The sequence below is a fragment of the Sporosarcina sp. G11-34 genome (assembly GCF_026931025.1).
Window position 1 is genome coordinate 314953 of record NZ_JAHNZW010000004.1, and the last position, 15580, is coordinate 330532.

20 protein-coding genes and 1 other annotated feature are annotated in these 15580 nt (G+C 42.1%); of the genes, 1 reads left to right on the forward strand and 19 read right to left on the reverse strand.

Annotated features, from left to right (window positions below; all coding sequences use genetic code 11):
- Positions 1–111: 111 nt before the first annotated feature.
- Complete coding sequence (locus KSU66_RS07815; RefSeq protein ID WP_269050863.1) at positions 112–435, reverse strand: post-transcriptional regulator; 324 nt, start codon at positions 433–435, stop codon at positions 112–114.
- 96 nt (positions 436–531) lie between these two features.
- On the opposite strand from KSU66_RS07815, the gene KSU66_RS07820 reads away from it, so the two are divergent.
- A complete protein-coding gene (locus tag KSU66_RS07820) occupies positions 532–2049 on the forward strand; it encodes a putative polysaccharide biosynthesis protein (protein WP_269050864.1) in 1518 nt (505 codons plus the stop codon).
- Here the strand turns inward: KSU66_RS07820 and KSU66_RS07825 are convergent.
- From KSU66_RS07825 to KSU66_RS07910, 18 genes are all read right to left on the reverse strand, one after another.
- Positions 2043–2684: a DUF421 domain-containing protein gene (locus KSU66_RS07825; RefSeq protein WP_269050865.1), complete on the reverse strand. Its 642-nt coding sequence runs from the start codon at positions 2682–2684 to the stop codon at positions 2043–2045. The genes KSU66_RS07820 and KSU66_RS07825 overlap by 7 nt on opposite strands.
- A gap of 121 nt (positions 2685–2805) precedes the next feature.
- The gene (gene yajC / locus KSU66_RS07830) at positions 2806–3066 is read right to left on the reverse strand and encodes a preprotein translocase subunit YajC (RefSeq protein ID WP_269050866.1); all 261 of its coding nucleotides are present in this window, start codon (positions 3064–3066) and stop codon (positions 2806–2808) included.
- A gap of 38 nt (positions 3067–3104) precedes the next feature.
- The gene (gene tgt / locus KSU66_RS07835; RefSeq protein WP_269050867.1) at positions 3105–4244 is read right to left on the reverse strand and encodes a tRNA guanosine(34) transglycosylase Tgt; all 1140 of its coding nucleotides are present in this window, start codon (positions 4242–4244) and stop codon (positions 3105–3107) included.
- A gap of 1 nt (position 4245) precedes the next feature.
- On the reverse strand, positions 4246–5295 hold the full coding sequence (queA, locus tag KSU66_RS07840; RefSeq protein ID WP_269050868.1) for a tRNA preQ1(34) S-adenosylmethionine ribosyltransferase-isomerase QueA: 1050 nt from the start codon (positions 5293–5295) through the stop codon (positions 4246–4248).
- A 25-nt stretch (positions 5296–5320) separates the two neighbouring features.
- Positions 5321–6331, reverse strand: a complete 1011-nt coding sequence (gene ruvB / locus KSU66_RS07845; RefSeq protein WP_269050869.1) for a Holliday junction branch migration DNA helicase RuvB — start codon at positions 6329–6331, stop codon at positions 5321–5323.
- Positions 6332–6365: 34 nt separating this feature from the next.
- Positions 6366–6971 carry a Holliday junction branch migration protein RuvA gene (gene ruvA / locus KSU66_RS07850; RefSeq protein WP_269050870.1) on the reverse strand — a complete coding sequence of 202 codons (606 nt, stop codon included), beginning with the start codon at positions 6969–6971 and terminating at the stop codon, positions 6366–6368.
- Positions 6972–7100: 129 nt separating this feature from the next.
- Positions 7101–7823 (reverse strand): YebC/PmpR family DNA-binding transcriptional regulator, encoded by a 723-nt coding sequence (locus KSU66_RS07855; RefSeq protein ID WP_269050871.1) that lies wholly within the window; start codon positions 7821–7823, stop codon positions 7101–7103.
- A 12-nt stretch (positions 7824–7835) separates the two neighbouring features.
- Positions 7836–8726, reverse strand: coding sequence for a phosphotransferase (locus KSU66_RS07860; RefSeq protein ID WP_269050872.1), 891 nt, complete (start codon positions 8724–8726; stop codon positions 7836–7838).
- The gene (locus KSU66_RS07865) at positions 8713–9834 is read right to left on the reverse strand and encodes a LysM peptidoglycan-binding domain-containing protein (protein WP_269050873.1); all 1122 of its coding nucleotides are present in this window, start codon (positions 9832–9834) and stop codon (positions 8713–8715) included. The genes KSU66_RS07860 and KSU66_RS07865 overlap by 14 nt, the downstream gene beginning before the upstream one ends.
- A gap of 173 nt (positions 9835–10007) precedes the next feature.
- The gene (gene pheA / locus KSU66_RS07870; protein WP_269050874.1) at positions 10008–10892 is read right to left on the reverse strand and encodes a prephenate dehydratase; all 885 of its coding nucleotides are present in this window, start codon (positions 10890–10892) and stop codon (positions 10008–10010) included.
- Between the two features lie 18 nt (positions 10893–10910).
- On the reverse strand, positions 10911–11366 hold the full coding sequence (locus KSU66_RS07875; RefSeq protein WP_269050875.1) for an ACT domain-containing protein: 456 nt from the start codon (positions 11364–11366) through the stop codon (positions 10911–10913).
- A 35-nt stretch (positions 11367–11401) separates the two neighbouring features.
- Positions 11402–12691 carry a GTPase ObgE gene (gene obgE / locus KSU66_RS07880; RefSeq protein ID WP_269050876.1) on the reverse strand — a complete coding sequence of 430 codons (1290 nt, stop codon included), beginning with the start codon at positions 12689–12691 and terminating at the stop codon, positions 11402–11404.
- 11 nt (positions 12692–12702) lie between these two features.
- Positions 12703–13221: a Spo0B domain-containing protein gene (locus KSU66_RS07885; RefSeq protein WP_269050877.1), complete on the reverse strand. Its 519-nt coding sequence runs from the start codon at positions 13219–13221 to the stop codon at positions 12703–12705.
- Positions 13222–13322: 101 nt separating this feature from the next.
- On the reverse strand, positions 13323–13613 hold the full coding sequence (gene rpmA, locus KSU66_RS07890; protein ID WP_269050878.1) for a 50S ribosomal protein L27: 291 nt from the start codon (positions 13611–13613) through the stop codon (positions 13323–13325).
- 12 nt (positions 13614–13625) lie between these two features.
- On the reverse strand, positions 13626–13955 hold the full coding sequence (locus KSU66_RS07895) for a ribosomal-processing cysteine protease Prp (RefSeq protein WP_269050879.1): 330 nt from the start codon (positions 13953–13955) through the stop codon (positions 13626–13628).
- A 7-nt stretch (positions 13956–13962) separates the two neighbouring features.
- Positions 13963–14271 carry a 50S ribosomal protein L21 gene (rplU, locus tag KSU66_RS07900; RefSeq protein ID WP_269050880.1) on the reverse strand — a complete coding sequence of 103 codons (309 nt, stop codon included), beginning with the start codon at positions 14269–14271 and terminating at the stop codon, positions 13963–13965.
- A gap of 12 nt (positions 14272–14283) precedes the next feature.
- Positions 14284–14357 (reverse strand) — a sequence feature (ribosomal protein L21 leader region).
- A 41-nt stretch (positions 14358–14398) separates the two neighbouring features.
- Positions 14399–15013, reverse strand: coding sequence for a site-2 protease family protein (locus KSU66_RS07905; protein ID WP_269050881.1), 615 nt, complete (start codon positions 15011–15013; stop codon positions 14399–14401).
- 4 nt (positions 15014–15017) lie between these two features.
- Positions 15018–15566, reverse strand: a complete 549-nt coding sequence (locus KSU66_RS07910; RefSeq protein ID WP_269050882.1) for a hypothetical protein — start codon at positions 15564–15566, stop codon at positions 15018–15020.
- Between the last annotated feature and the right edge of the window lie 14 nt (positions 15567–15580).

Consider the following 15580-nt stretch of genomic DNA (forward strand, 5'->3'; position numbering starts at 1 on the left):
AATTTCCCCCTCTAAATGTGAAAGCCGCGCAAAATACTATGTACATTCTAAAACACAATAAACCTAATTATGAAACAGGAGTTTCAGCGTGTCAAATAGAGTTATGCTTTTCTATAACTTATTTGTTCTTGGTTTTTCTTTCTTAAGTAAATTTTGCAGCTCATCGCTATTAAGATCCGAAAACCAGTCGGAACTTCGTTGCGCTTCAATCTGAATAAATGTCATAAAAGCCGCAGGTAATAATTGTAGTATATCATTTGCAATCTCATACGTCCGCATCGAACTGACGTCTTTATTGCGCCACTTCTTTTGGACACAATATGTCCATATATCTACTTCCGTTACTGTTGTATAACCGTATAGATGGAATTCGGTCATTTTGCTTTCAATTGCCGGAAGCATATTGGTATAGATTTGTTCAAATTGGAGTTCCATCTTCTTCATTCCTTTCATGAACTGTCGTATCCGAGAACTTTTATGCATAGGTTTAGTGTATATGAAATGGACGGAATTGAGAAGGAGTTGTTCAATTTGGCTTCATACATCCGCGGCACGGTGATATTAATGGCTGCAGTTTTTCTTTCTAAATTATTTGGATTTATCTACCGTATTCAATTTATGAGAATCGCGGGCGAAGAAGCAGTCGGGATTTATATGACGGCTTACCCTGCATTTATTTTCTTCCTATCCCTTGTGCAACTTGGGGTTCCTATCGCAATCGCTAAAGTAATTGCTGAACTTGATGCGAAAGGTCAGTCCGCTAAAATCCCTTCGGTTATGAAAAGCGCGACATTCATTACGATACTAACTGCTACCGTTTTTATTCCGGTTTCTATTCTTTTTGTTCCTTATTTAGCGGGGACACTACTAAGCAATCCGGCGTCTGCGTCTGCATTATACGCGGGAATCGCGATTGTTCCAATCGCTGCAGTCGGCGGACTTATACGCGGATACTTCCAAGGAATTGCCCGTATCGAAGAAACTGCATGGTCTCAAATTATCGAGCAACTTTTCCGAATTATGCTTATTACTTGGTTTTTGCCAGTCATTTTATCTCCCGACAGTACCGCTATGAACGCAGCATATGCCATGGTAATCACGCTTTTTGCCGAAGCGGCTTCGGTTATTTATCTTTTCTTCAAATATAAACAGCAAAAAAGACGCAGTCCAATTAGCAACGAAAAAGTACAAAACTATCCCTTTGAACCCATTCTCGCTGTCGCATTGCCTTCGTCTGGTAGTCGATTATTTGGAACATTTACGTGGTTTCTTGAACCAATCATCTTTTTACGTGCCCTCTCTTTGTCCGGTATTACAGCTGTGGCAGCAACGTCTTTATATGGAATTATCTCAGGGGTTCTTATACCTCTCTTGCTTTTCCCAGCTTTTATTCCTTACGCGCTGTCCGTTGTTCTTGTCCCCGCGGTAAGTGGCGCCGTAGCGTCTACAAACAAAAAGAAACTTCAAGAACGTATTCACTTGGCGCTTCGGTTGTCAGCGTTAACGGGGACGTTTGCCGCTGCCGTATTTTTCGTTCACGGACAGGCGCTTGCGGAAAAGTTATTTCACATTACAGAAGGGGGTTCTTACATGTCCCTCTTAGCACCTATTTTCTTTTTTTATTATATCCAAAGTCCTTTATACTCTATTTTGCAAGCCACTGGGGATGCCAAAGCCGGAATGATGAACTCGGTATATGGGGGAATTGCAAAACTTGGGGTGATGTTCATACTCGCTTCTCAACCTGGACTCCAAGAAACTGGCGCCGTCCTTGCCATTGGTTTTGGTGTACTGATTACTTCATTTCTTCACATTGCAACACTTCGGAAAAATAAAGCAACAGCGACTGGATTTTCGATGTTTGCTTTGCCTTACGCGGCTTTCATAATAACGGCCATTGCACGTCCTATATTCATTCCCATCGGTGATTTCGGACTTTTTACGGAGTGCGCGATCACGTCATTGTTCCTTCTAGCTATTCTCATTTTAACAGGTCAAGTGAAAAGAAAGGACTTTCTATTATTCAAAAAGCTGCTGAAAATTCATTGATACTTTTCTTTTAGCTGATACTTTATTTTTTCATTTTCATAGGAGCAATAAAATACTTGTGCACTGTCATTAATGCCTTGCGACTTTAACTCATTAATTAACCATGCATCTGTTTTCCCAATTATTTCAACATGCCTGCTTTGAATAACACCATCCGTAACAAGCGCTAAAACAGGTTGAATGCCATCGTGTTTAAATACGGAAAGGTTGCCAGAAGGCTCTAAAAAGGCAAATGAAACTTCATGAACGGAACCAATTTGTTGTTCTCTTAGTTGCTGAAACAAATCATCCAAATTATAACGTTGTTTCCTCATTGCACCTTCAATTATTTTTCCATTTCGAATGATAACCGTTGGGTCACCGTCCACTAGATCTCTAAACTTTTTACTTTTTAATGATATATAGGAAGATACAAACTGAATAACGAGAAGGATAAGAATTGGTATAATCGACAATATCAGTTTTTTGTGTGGCTCTTCGATAGCGAAAACTGCGACCTCCGCCATAATGATAAAGACGACAACATCAATCACACTCAGCTCTCCAACTTCTCGTTTTCCCATAATACGCAAAACTATTAAAAGCAGTACATACATAAAAAAGGTCCGAAAACACGTTATAAGCAATTCATTCATAAGCATCCCCCTTTTGCTAAGGATGCCCACTACACTTTGTAATATATACGCGAACATAAAAAAGGCAGTAGCCACAGAATCGAACCTGTTTGGCTACTACCTTATTGAAGCATTTTTTCGATTAGCTGTTTACACGCCCAACTGCTTGACGATCAAATTGAAGCGTCGTCGTATCGGACACCTTTAGATAAATTGTCGAATCATCAACAGCATCTATCGTACCGTGAATTCCGCCAATTGTAATAACCGCGTCTCCACGTTTTAATTCGCTTTGCATTGTCTTGGTCGCTTTTTGTCTCTTTTGTGCCGGTCGGATGAGCAAAAACCACATTACAGCAAACATCGCGATGAACGGCAGTAGATTCATTAAAGTAGCATTCATTATTATCCCCCTTTCAACCTGTTTTCATTATACAAGATTCAGAAGTTTTTTGCATTCGGTTTATTCAATCCGTAGCTTTCAAAAAACTCTTCACGGAAATTACCGAGGCGATCTTCACGTATTGCTTCACGAACTTGTTCCATTAGATTGACTAGGAAGTGCAAGTTGTGGTAAGAAGTCAATCGAATTCCGAATGTCTCGTCCGCACGTATTAAATGACGAATATATGCACGGCTGTAATTTTTACAAACGTGACACGTACATTTTTCATCGAGCGGACGGAAATCGCGTTCGAATTTCGCATTTTTAATATTCATACGCCCTTCGCTCGTCATCAATGTACCATTTCGTGCAATACGCGTAGGGAGTACACAGTCAAACATGTCAATCCCCCGAATCGCTCCATCGATAAGAGATCCTGGTGATCCAACACCCATTAAGTAGCGGGGCTTGTCTTGCGGTAAAAGTGGTGTCGTAAATTCAAGTACTTCGTTCATCACTTCTTTTGATTCGCCGACTGAAAGACCACCAATGGCATACCCCGGAAAATCAAGCGACACAAGATCTTTTGCACTTTGTGTTCTGAGCGCTTCAAATTCTCCACCTTGAACAATTCCGAAAAGACCTTGATCATTTGGACGAGCATGTGCAGTCAAGCACCGTTCCGCCCATCTAGATGTCCGCTCAACGCTTGCTTTCATATATTCAAACGTTGCGGGATAGGGTGGACATTCATCGAATGCCATCATAATATCCGCACCGAGTGCATTTTGAATCTCCGTTGCTTTTTCAGGGCTTAAAAAGAGTTTGCTGCCATTCAAATGATGCCTGAAATGGACTCCTTCTTCTTCAATGGTTCTGAACTTACTTAGTGAAAATACTTGGAAGCCGCCTGAATCTGTTAGTATCGGTCGATCCCAGTTCATGAATTTGTGCAGACCGCCTGCTTCTTTCACGATATCATGCCCTGGACGAAGCCATAAATGATACGTGTTGCTTAAAATAATTCCCGCACCAAGTGCTTTTAATTCTTCTGGTGACATTGTTTTTACTGTCGCCTGTGTACCGACTGGCATAAACGTAGGTGTTTCAAAAGAACCGTGGGGTGTATGGACAATCCCAAGACGTGCCCCAGTTTGTTTACATGTTTTTATATGTTCGTAACGAATTGCTGGCATATTAAAATTCCTTTCTTTCCGGAGGTTTTATAAACATCGCGTCGCCAAAGCTAAAAAAGCGATAGTTTTCCTCTATTGCTTTTTCATACGCTGAAATGACATGTTCACGCGTTGAAAGTGCTGAGACAAGCATAATTAGCGTTGATTTGGGTAAATGAAAATTCGTTAACAGTCCGTCTAAAATACTGAACTCATAACCCGGGAAAATAAAGATCGACGTCCACCCGCTTGATGGTACAATTTTCCCCGCATTCGCCGTACCGATTGTTTCAAGCGTTCTTGCAGACGTCGTACCAACTGCAATGACTCGTCCACCGTTGGCCTTCGTAGCATTTATCGCATCTGCCGTACTTTCCGACACATTGTAATATTCCGAGTGCATCGTATGATCCGCGATTGTATTGACGCTGACAGGTCGAAACGTTCCAAGACCAACATGCAATGTAACGAATGCAATACGGACTCCTTTTTGACGAATCGTATCTAAAATTTCATCCGTAAAATGGAGGCCTGCCGTAGGTGCAGCAGCCGAGCCGCGTTCTTTCGCAAACACCGTTTGGTAGCGCTCCTTATCCTCCAGCGTTTCTGTAATATAAGGAGGTAATGGCATATTCCCAAGCTCATCTAGAATTTCGTAGAAAATTCCTTCGTAAATGAATTTAAATACACGTCCACCTTGTTCTAAAATGCCCGTACATTCCGCCTTCAAACGACCCTCACCGAACGATACAATGTTTCCTATCTTAATACGTTTTGCTGGCTTAACAAGCGTTTCCCACTCGTCAGATCCTTGCTCTTTCAGTAAGAGCACTTCAATCGCCGCGCCTGTTTCCTCTTTTACACCCATAAGCCGTGCAGGAAGAACCCGCGTGTCGTTTAAAACGAGCAAATCACCTTTTTGTAGTTCGTCAACAATATTTGAGAACTTTTTGTGTCGTAAATCCCCCGTCACTTTATCGAGCACCATTAGCCGACTTGCCGTCCGGTCCTGAAGCGGTGTTTGAGCAATAAGTGATTCGGGTAAATCAAAATCAAAATCATTTACATCCATAACTATTTCCACCTTTTATATTCTGTTAATAATCTGTCTCGTCTGGTGCAACATAACCAAAATGATCATAAGCAAGTCGCGACACCACTCTACCACGCGGTGTTCGTTGGATGAAACCAATTTGTAGTAAATATGGTTCGTATACATCTTCAATCGTCACAGATTCTTCGCCAATACTTGCAGCGATTGTATCTATACCAACTGGCCCACCGCGGAATCGTTCAATCATTCCTGTTATTAACTTATGATCAATATGATCAAGGCCATGGGAGTCGACTTGCAGCATCTCAAGGGCTTCCTGAGCTGTTTGCAAAGTAATGTTTCCGTCCCCTCTTACTTGTGCATAATCACGCACACGACGAAGGAGACGGTTTGCAATCCGCGGCGTCCCACGAGATCGTTTAGCGATTTCGTTTGCTGCTTGTCGGTCGATAGATACTTCGAAAATATCCGCGCTTCGAACGACAATCTCCGTTAATGGTTCTTCGTTATAAAACTCCAAACGTAGCGGAACACCAAAACGGTCGCGTAACGGGGCCGATAATGCGCCCGCCCTTGTCGTTGCACCGATAAGTGTAAACGGTGGTAAGTCCAATCTAATCGATCGTGCGGTGGGCCCTTTGCCTACAACGATATCCAGACAGAAGTCTTCCATTGCGGGATACAAAACTTCTTCAATAGATCGGTTCAAACGATGAATTTCATCGATGAACAAAACGTCTCCTGGTTCAAGTGAAGAAACGACCGCTGCTAGATCGCCTGGGCGTTCGATAGCGGGTCCGCTCGTCATTCGAATATTGACATCCATCTCATTAGCTATAACAGTTGCTAACGTCGTTTTACCAAGGCCAGGAGGTCCGTATAATAGAACGTGGTCTAAACTTTCACTCCGGCCCCTTGCCGCCTCGATAAAAATACCGAGATTATCCTTCACTTTTTCCTGCCCTATATATTGGCTTAGAAACTGTGGTCTAAGCGACTGTTCAAATCGCTCATCAAAATTCGTTGTTTCTCCTGACATGACACGGTCCTCCATCGTTCAACCCCCTTTTCTTTTAACGCTCAATCGATTACTTTCTAAGTAAAAGCTGAAGTGCTTTTTTCATATAGCCTTCTGTATCTAGCTCTTCTAGCTCTTCAAGTTTCGGTTTCACTTTCGTTAGTTCTCGCTGCGAATAACCAAGTGCTTCAAGTGCAAGAATCGCTTCATCAAGTGCACCGTTTTCAGCCATTGTCAGCAAACTGAATTCATCATTCGGCATGTCGATTTCACTGAATAGATCATGTAATTTACCTTTTAAGTCAAGAATCATTTGACGGGCCGTCTTTTTTCCGACACCCGGAAATTGGACAAGAAACGCTTCGTCTTCTCGCTCAATAGCTCCAATTACTTGGGAAGGTATGCCGCTCGCAAGAATTGCCAATGCACCTTTTGGCCCAATGCCAGAAACAGTAATTAGCTTTTTAAATAATTCCCTTTGCTCAAGCGTCTTAAAACCGAGCAGCAACTGAATATCTTGCCGCACATGCAAATATGTGAACACTTGTTGAATTTCTTCTGTTTTATGAAATGAATACGGATTCGGCGTCATAATGAGCCAACCAACACCGCTTTGCTCAAGCGTAATATATTCGGGCGTCACACGCGTGACTTGCCCTTTTATGTAATCGTACACAAAATAACCCCCTGATAACTATACGTCCGATTATAACATACGAACGCCCTTTCTACCGATTATCCATTTCGCAATGAACTTAGAACAGGAAAAATGGCCGCTGTATTAGCGGCCACCTTGAATAAGTGCTTAACCTTCAGCATTATGATAAACGTCCTGAACATCTTCGTCATCTTCCAGCATTTCAATCATATTGTCGAATTTCTCTTCATGTTCTTCAGTAACCGCCGTATACATTGACGGAATCATTTCGATATCCGCGGAAATGAATTCAATTCCTTCAGCCTCAAGAGATGCCTTTACTTGCAAGAAATCAGTTGGAGTTGTCACGATTTCGAATCCTTCTTCTGTCGATTCGATATCTTCGGCGCCCGCTTCCAACGCTGCCATCATAACCGCATCTTCATCAGTTTCTTCTGTCCGCTCAATAAACATGCGGCCTTTACGATCAAACATATATCCAACCGATCCACTTTCTCCAAGGTTTCCGCCGTTTTTACTGAACGCCAAACGTACATTGGGTGCCGTACGATTTCTATTTTCTGTCAAACAGAAAACAAGAACTGCAACGCCACCGGGACCGTATCCCTCATAGATGATTTCATCATAGTTTTCATCCGAACCTGCCCCCGTTGATTTATCGATTGCACGTTTTATAATGTCGTTTGGAACGTTCACACTTTTTGCTTTCTCAACGGCAAGACGAAGCGCTGGATTCATATCTGGATCCGGGCCACCTGCTTTTGCCGCTACAAAGATTTCTTTAGACATTTTTTGAAAAACCTTACCGCGTTTTGCATCTTGTGCGCCTTTACGGTTTTTAATATTATTCCACTTGGAATGTCCTGCCATATTGTAAACCCCCTAATTTTTCATCCGCTCTACATTATACCATAATTTTGGCCAATGTGAGAGTGCAGACTTCGTAAAAGGGAGTAGGTTTTTCACCTGTTTTTCTTGGCTCGTTGGTGACAACGTAAAGAAATGAAGCCATTCACGAAGCAATTCATTTGGAAATAAAAGCAGTGATTTTGAAGAGTCATCTAACTTTTGTAATGAGGGTTGTTCATTGATAAGAAACTCAATGTCATATTCAATTTGTGGAAGTACTCGGTGAACCCATAATGCAATTTCGGTACCCGCGGGCCCTGTGCTTGCAAGATCGAAATCGATGAAACGAATAATTCCATCTTTATCCCGAAGTATATTGTGGTGAACAACATCGCCGTGAAGCAATGTTCCATCTAAATGATCCCGATACGTTTTTTTTACTATGCTTAGTGCATTTACGGCATAAAATAGAATTTCATCGACTGCACTTTTTCCGATGTATTCCTCGCAAGCAACACTTACTTTTCGAAAACGGCTAATTCTTTCTTCCCACTTTTCAACTAGCGGGTATGGATGTAAGTAAACAGATGCAGCCCAGTCGACTCGACTTTTCGTTTCATGTAGCCCTTGCAATGCGGCAAGTGAATCGGTACGATCCGCCCTTTTTTTAAAGTTAACTGGCCTTACCCCGTCAAGCCACGGTTGAATAAATATTAGGCTATCTTCCGTTGGTACTACTGGTACAATATGTGGGAACGAAACCGACCCAAGTACATCGTGGATATGATTCACTTTCACCGCAACGGAAGAGGAGTAGTACTGCTTAACGGAAAAACAAGCACCCTCTCTTTCTAGCTTCCAGACGTTCTCCTTGATCTTCTTCAGTTTCCCATCTGTAATCATACGCCGCTCAGTATGACCCATACCAATTATGCCTGTGTTGTGGATAAGGCATCATTGGGTATGGCATCGCTTGAATTGGTTGGCTGCACGCATTGCAAAAATTCATTGGTGCTTGCGCTGGCATTGAATAAGACCCACCACAACCACAATTTGAAGCAGGAGGACATCCGCAAGGGTTCATCGGCATTTGCATTGGCGGATAAGGCATCATCGGTTGTTGAAACTCCGGCTGATTGAACTGCTCTTGTTCAATCGCTGATTCTTCTTGCTGAATAAATTCAGGCGACGGTTGAGGAGCCGGTCTGTTAAACGTTAATGGTTCTTCAAACGGAAATTCTGGCGATTCAAGCATTTTCCAACCATATGGAACCGAATTTTGAACGGGTTTTGGCATTGGAATAGGTCCCGTACTTTCAAGATAGGTTTCATCATCGATTCCAAAAACCGGCTCTTGAAAAGTGGGTGACGGCATCGGTGGTGGAGCCGCCGGCATAGGTACATGTTGAATTTGTCCCGGGTGTATAAAAGGATGACAATCCGCATCGAAAATAGGCATCCAACCACATGGAATAGCATAAATTGGGTGCATCTGCGGTGGCATCGGTGGCATTGGGTGCATCTGCGGTGGCATGGGTTGCATCGGTGGCACTGGTTGTACTGGCGGTATTGGCGGTGTCGGTTTCGGAATTGGTGTTGCTGGTTTGTGTTCTGGTCTATGTTCTGGTTTGTGTTCTTGTTTGTGTTCTTGTTTGTGTGCTGGTTTGTGTTCTTGTTTGTGTTCTTGTTTGTGTGCTGGTTTGTGTTCTTGTTTGTGTTCTTGTTTGTGTGCTGGTTTGTGTTCTGGTTTGTGTGCTGGTTTGTGTTCTTGTTTGTGTTCTGGTCTATGTTCTGGTTTGGCAGGTGTTGTAGGCTTTACATGCTCTGGACCTGTTCCGCCACCTTTCACATGTTCTTTTCCCTCACCTTTACTTCCTGAATGTTTTTCGGGTAGAAATATTTTCATACCTGGCACGATATAATCCGGGTTTGCTAGATGCGCATTGACTCTTTTCAATTCCTCAAACGGAATTCCATACTGCCTTGAAATTTTCCACAATGTATCCCCTCTAACAACAACATGAACTTTCACTAAAAAACTTCCCCCTTCCATCAATCCATCGTATGACCGAATGCTCGCCCTTGTGATGCGAAATTCCAACGAGGCATTCCCTCTTGCCATTTATATGCGAAAAGAGCTTATTTATGCGGAATTAAAAGTTGAAAACTTCACAATTCAAGCAAAAAAAGCCGCTCACCCTTCAATCAAGGACGAGACGGCTTTTGTTCGTATGTAAAATAACTTCCAAGAGATCGTACAACACAATTAAGTGCAATTAGTTCTTCCATTGCACCTTTCATCATTGGATGCTCCTCGGATTCAAGTACATCAATAATGAAAAAGTATTTTCCAAGGCCCGTCTTCAGCGGACGAGATTCAATTTTACTTAAATTGAGCCTACGCCACGAAAAAACCGATAGAACTTGATGAAGAACCCCTGGACGGTCATCCTCAGGAAGCTTAATCATTAGCGTTGTCTTTGATAAGGAAGAATGATTTGGATTTTCCAAATTTCCTTTACGTAAAGACAATACGACAAACCGTGTATGATTAAAATGAAAATCATGGATGTTTTCTTCTACAATATGTAAATCATATTTTTTAGCTGCAAGTCTATTTCCAATCGCTGCAATTTTTTCATCAGGATTTTCTGAAATGTATTTCGCCGCTGCAGCAGTCGATGTCGTTTGAATGAGTGGAACTTTTCGGTAATTATATATAAGATACTTATGGCACTGGGCAAGAGCATGTGGATGGGATTGAACTGACTCAATTTCATTCACAAAATCGATTTGCTTTTTATTTACCATAAGGTGTTGCTCAATCGGGATGGACACTTCTGCATTAATGAATAGTTCGCTCCCCTTCGACATGTAGTCGATTGTTAAAGGGACTGAACCTTCCAATGCATTTTCAAGTGGGACAACGGCATAAGCAACAATACCAGCCGTCACCGCCTCGATACAGTCTGGAATCGTTGGTTGCGGAGACAATCCCGATGACCCAAAAAGAAAGTTTGTTGCAATATGTGTGAATGTTGCTTCCGGACCCAAATAGGCAACCGAAGGAGTAAATTGTTTTTCTTCCACTCTAATAGCCTCCTAAAATTAAAGAGCCCCCGAACTAACTAATGTGACTGAGTCGACAAAATCAGGCGTTTTCAGTCGTTGTAGGAGCTCCTCCATTGTTATTAGCATTTCTGTAACATCTAGCGACAATGTAATATTCGCCCTCGCTTGGACTGGAATAGTTTGGTGAATCGTAAGGACATTGCACTTCGCTTCCGAGACAACTCCAAGTAACATCGCAAGAGATCCTTTACGATCCTCAAGTTGAATGAAAATCGTAAGTATTCGCTCGCGTGCAATCGATTCAAAGGGGAAGACCGTATCGCGGTATTTATAAAATGCACTTCTAGACAATCCTACCCTTTTTGCGGCTTCCTGAATTGTTGTTTCATCTCCATTTGCCAAAAGTTGTTTAGCTTCGATTGTCTTTTGCATCGATTCAGTAAGCACATCTTCTCTAACTAAGTAAAAGCGACCTTCACCTAACTGTTTCATGCCCTATCCCCCTTTGCCAAGGTCTGTTCTATTACTTACTCAAGGAATTCGAATTCGAAATTAAGAAGACGAACTGTATCCCCATCTTTTGCGCCACGCTCACGAAGGGCGTCATCGATTCCCATGCCGCGCATTTGACGAGCGAATTTCCGAACAGATTGGTCAAAGTTGAAATCAGTCATTTTAAAGAGACGTTCAATTGTATAACCAGACAATACAAATGCACCGTCGTCATCACGAGAAATTTCAAAGTCTATATCGTCACCTTTATGCTTGTAAAGAACAGCATTTTCATCGTCTTCTATAATCTCATTGAGCGAGAATTCCGAAGTTACTTCAAGCAAGTCTGCTACCGCAAATAAAAGTTTATCCAAACCTTTTCTTGTAAGTGCTGATATTGGGAATATCATCGCATTGTCATCTGCAAGTTTTTCTTTAAATAAACGAAGATTTTCTTCCGCATCAGGCATATCCATTTTGTTTGCAACAATAATTTGCGGACGTTCGGTTAGTCTTAAATTGTATTGTTCCAGTTCTTCGTTAATTGTATTGTAATCCTCATATGGATCGCGTCCTTCAAGTCCCGACATGTCTATCACATGTATTATAACGCGTGTACGTTCGATATGACGCAAGAACTGATGACCAAGACCAATTCCCTCATGTGCACCTTCAATAAGCCCAGGAAGGTCAGCGAGCGCAAATCCACGGCCATCCTCAATCTCAACCATCCCAAGGTTTGGAACGAGCGTTGTAAAATGATAATCAGCTATTTTAGGTTTCGCCGCAGAGACAACAGAAAGCAATGTTGATTTACCAACGCTTGGAAATCCAACTAATCCAGCATCTGCAAGTACTTTAAGTTCCAATGCAATTTCCCGGTCATGTCCAGGTTCGCCCATTTCCGACAGTTCAGGTGCCGGGTTTTGTGATGTTGCAAATCGGCTATTCCCACGACCTCCACGACCGCCTTTTGCGATGACGGCAGTTTGTCCATGTTCAACTAGGTCTGCAATTATAGAACCATCTTCTGCATCTGTTACGACTGTACCAGGTGGAACTTTGACAACCATATCAATAGCATTTCTACCGTGTTGGTTTTTACTACCACCATGCTCCCCGCGAGGTGCTTTAAAATGGCGTTGGTAGCGAAAATCCATCAGCGTACGAAGCCCTTCGTCTACGATAAATACAACATCGGCTCCTTTTCCTCCGTCACCACCTGCTGGACCACCGTATGCGATATACTTCTCCCGGCGAAACGCAACCATCCCGTCTCCACCGTCGCCACCTTTAACAAATATTTTTACATGATCGACAAACATTAATTTTCCTCCTAATTCCCACTAATTGTGAGCTTCCATAGATTCTTTAAAATTGTTTCTTCTACATGAAAGCCTTTTTCGACTTTCGGTAATTGTTGTTTTTCGATTAACGGACCTTGGATTGTAATATCTATCAACCAATCAGTAGACGTTGCACGAACTTCGATACTTGCTTCGTATTCAAATGATGCATCAAGCAGTTCTTGTATATCACTAAATACATATGCAAGATAAGATGCAACAGCTAAATCATCCACTTTACGGACTCCCGATTCGATTGTGCAAGAAAGCTTTGTTTGAAATGCAGTGTACATCCAACTAAATGTACTAATCCATTGTTCTGTCTCGGGAAGTCCAAGCTTCCCCAACATCGATACTTGCCGTATATCGTTCGTAGCATTTAAAATTGCTTTTTTTGCTTTTAAAGGTTCACCAAGGTCGATGTACATTAGAACAAGTTGAAGTTCATTTAAAAAGTCATGGCGCGAAAATTTTAGCGCATCCAATGTGGTTAGCCTCGATTTCCCCATTATTCACACTCCACCATTTTTTTCATAAACCTAGTATAACATTTTTTACGATGAAATAAAAAAAGGACTGCACATTAAATGCAGTCCTTCTTGTCAGTTGATTACGCTTCTTGTGCTTCAGTGTAAACGCTGACTTTCTTTTTATTGCGGCCGAGACGCTCAAAGCGCACGACACCATCAATTTTCGCGTAAAGAGTATCATCACTCCCGCGACCAACGTTCTCGCCAGGATGTATTTTCGTTCCGCGTTGACGGTAAAGGATTGATCCGCCTGTAACAAGTTGTCCGTCTGAGCGTTTTGCTCCTAGACGTTTTGAATGAGAATCACGACCGTTTCGAGTCGATCCTACTCCTTTTTTCGATGCGAAAAACTGGAGATCTAAACGTAGCATATGTGCCACCTCCTACTTTTTGAAGATGATTTTTATATGTTGCCCATAGTCGTGTTCAATCGTTTGTAAAGAAACAATCATCGCTTTAACAATCAACTGTATATCGTGATCATCTTCTGGAGATTGTGGAAGTGAGATGCTCAAGTACCCACCATCTGATCCTTGACGGATTTTCGGTGTCTTGCCTGTAAGTGAGATAATTGCATTGACTGCACCGAAAGATACGGCCGATGCACCTGCACATACAAGATCTTTTCCATGTTCTGCAAAATCTGCGTGGCCTGTCATCTCAAATGAATGGATGCGACCCGATTGGTCTTTATTAACAATAATTTTAATCATGTCGACCTTACAAGTTAATGCCGTCAATGACGACTTTAGTAAATGGTTGACGATGACCTAGCTTTCTGTGGTAATTCTTCTTCGGCTTATATTTAAAGACTGTAATTTTCTTAGCGCGACCTTGTTCAACAACTTTCGCTGTTACAGAAGCCCCTTCCACGAATGGAACGCCAACTTTTACGTCTTCTCCACCTACGAATAATACTTTGTCAAAAGTAACAACGTCGTTAACTTCACCAGCTAACTTCTCGATGTAAACTTCCTGACCTTGTTCAACTTTAATTTGTTTTCCGCCAGTTTCAATAATTGCGTACATACTTGCACCTCCTCTTAAACTCAGACTCGCCTTAAAAGGTGATCCGACTGGATACTTAAACCTTTTCAGCGCGGTTGTAGCACGGGTGCGCTACAAACAATAACATTTGAATATTACCACGTATAATTCACTTCGTCAACTGTTTTAATTTTAATTCTATAAATGCTTTTTCATATTTACGATAACGAAAGGCCGAAATGTTTTGGATTAAGAGAAAAATTGCTAGTAAAATATACGGAATGGTTGTTGGGAGATGAGTGATTAACAAAATGATAGCCGCGGAAAGAAATAAAATCGAGTAGATAATCATTATCGTTCTTGTGTTATATTTTGTATCTCCTGTTTCAAGCAATGCAACAAGCGCCTGTCCACCATCAAGTGGGAGAATGGGCAACAGATTGAGTAGCAGTAAGCCAAGTTGAATTCGTACGAATAAATCGCCACCCGGAAATGAAATAAAGAGAGAAAGAAGAAGAAGAATGATTGTTGCGATAGGCCCCCCTAGCGCGACAAGCAAGCGGTCCTTTTTTGGAGCCAACAGACGACCCGGTATAACAATTTCTCCTCCGTAAGGCATGATTATGCACGATCGCACGCGCATTCCCGTTAATTTGGCGGCGATAAGATGACCAAGTTCGTGAAGTAGGAGCGAGATAAAAACGAGAACATAGACAGACAAACCACCTACAATCATTAGATACAAAAAAACCGGCAACAGCACTGGATGCAAACGAAATTTCATTCGCTCATTCCGCTGAACCAGAAAGATATGCCGGCAACATAGAGGAATCCAGCTTGGCCCCGCCTTGTTTTACCATAAGAAATATTGCACCTACATCCATAAGGGCAAGTGTGTCCCCTCTTTTCACCGTTGTATATGGTAATTTGGAAAAAGTGCCAACAAAGCCGTAAGTGACTTCGTCACCGCTATCGTAAAGTACAGTTACAGTCTTGCCCGTTCTCCGTGTATATCCCGTGAAGATGATTAAACCATTTCCTTGCGCTTCAATCGCTAGTGGGCTCTCATAAGAAATAAGGACACCGTCTTTGTATGGCTGCATTGACTCATACAACGAGAGCGGTTCTCCCTTTTGACTTACAGATACTGCGACTTGGTCTCCATCCGACTCTTCCAGTATCGATGCTACCCATTTTTTCATCACTAAAAAATCTTCACCAGTTGTGATGTATTGCGTGACTGGCTCATCGATTACTCCTTTCTCTTCCAGTTTCGTCACCCCGATGACCCCGATGGTTAGTACAATCGCAAAAAACCACTTCGTCCGCCATTTCATCCGGTCACACCACC

Coding starts and splice junctions, on each gene's coding strand:
- KSU66_RS07815 (WP_269050863.1), bottom strand. CDS start 435: ATGGAACTCCAATTTGAACAAATCTATACCAATATGCTTCCGGCAATT.
- KSU66_RS07825 (WP_269050865.1), bottom strand. CDS start 2,684: ATGAATGAATTGCTTATAACGTGTTTTCGGACCTTTTTTATGTATGTA.
- yajC (WP_269050866.1), bottom strand. CDS start 3,066: ATGAATGCTACTTTAATGAATCTACTGCCGTTCATCGCGATGTTTGCT.
- tgt (WP_269050867.1), bottom strand. CDS start 4,244: ATGCCAGCAATTCGTTACGAACATATAAAAACATGTAAACAAACTGGG.
- queA (WP_269050868.1), bottom strand. CDS start 5,295: ATGGATGTAAATGATTTTGATTTTGATTTACCCGAATCACTTATTGCT.
- ruvB (WP_269050869.1), bottom strand. CDS start 6,331: ATGGAGGACCGTGTCATGTCAGGAGAAACAACGAATTTTGATGAGCGA.
- KSU66_RS07855 (WP_269050871.1), bottom strand. CDS start 7,823: ATGGCAGGACATTCCAAGTGGAATAATATTAAAAACCGTAAAGGCGCA.
- KSU66_RS07860 (WP_269050872.1), bottom strand. CDS start 8,726: ATGGGTCATACTGAGCGGCGTATGATTACAGATGGGAAACTGAAGAAG.
- KSU66_RS07875 (WP_269050875.1), bottom strand. CDS start 11,366: ATGAAACAGTTAGGTGAAGGTCGCTTTTACTTAGTTAGAGAAGATGTG.
- obgE (WP_269050876.1), bottom strand. CDS start 12,691: ATGTTTGTCGATCATGTAAAAATATTTGTTAAAGGTGGCGACGGTGGA.
- KSU66_RS07885 (WP_269050877.1), bottom strand. CDS start 13,221: ATGGGGAAATCGAGGCTAACCACATTGGATGCGCTAAAATTTTCGCGC.
- rpmA (WP_269050878.1), bottom strand. CDS start 13,613: ATGCTACGTTTAGATCTCCAGTTTTTCGCATCGAAAAAAGGAGTAGGA.
- KSU66_RS07895 (WP_269050879.1), bottom strand. CDS start 13,955: ATGATTAAAATTATTGTTAATAAAGACCAATCGGGTCGCATCCATTCA.
- rplU (WP_269050880.1), bottom strand. CDS start 14,271: ATGTACGCAATTATTGAAACTGGCGGAAAACAAATTAAAGTTGAACAA.
- KSU66_RS07905 (WP_269050881.1), bottom strand. CDS start 15,013: ATGAAATTTCGTTTGCATCCAGTGCTGTTGCCGGTTTTTTTGTATCTA.
- KSU66_RS07910 (WP_269050882.1), bottom strand. CDS start 15,566: ATGAAATGGCGGACGAAGTGGTTTTTTGCGATTGTACTAACCATCGGG.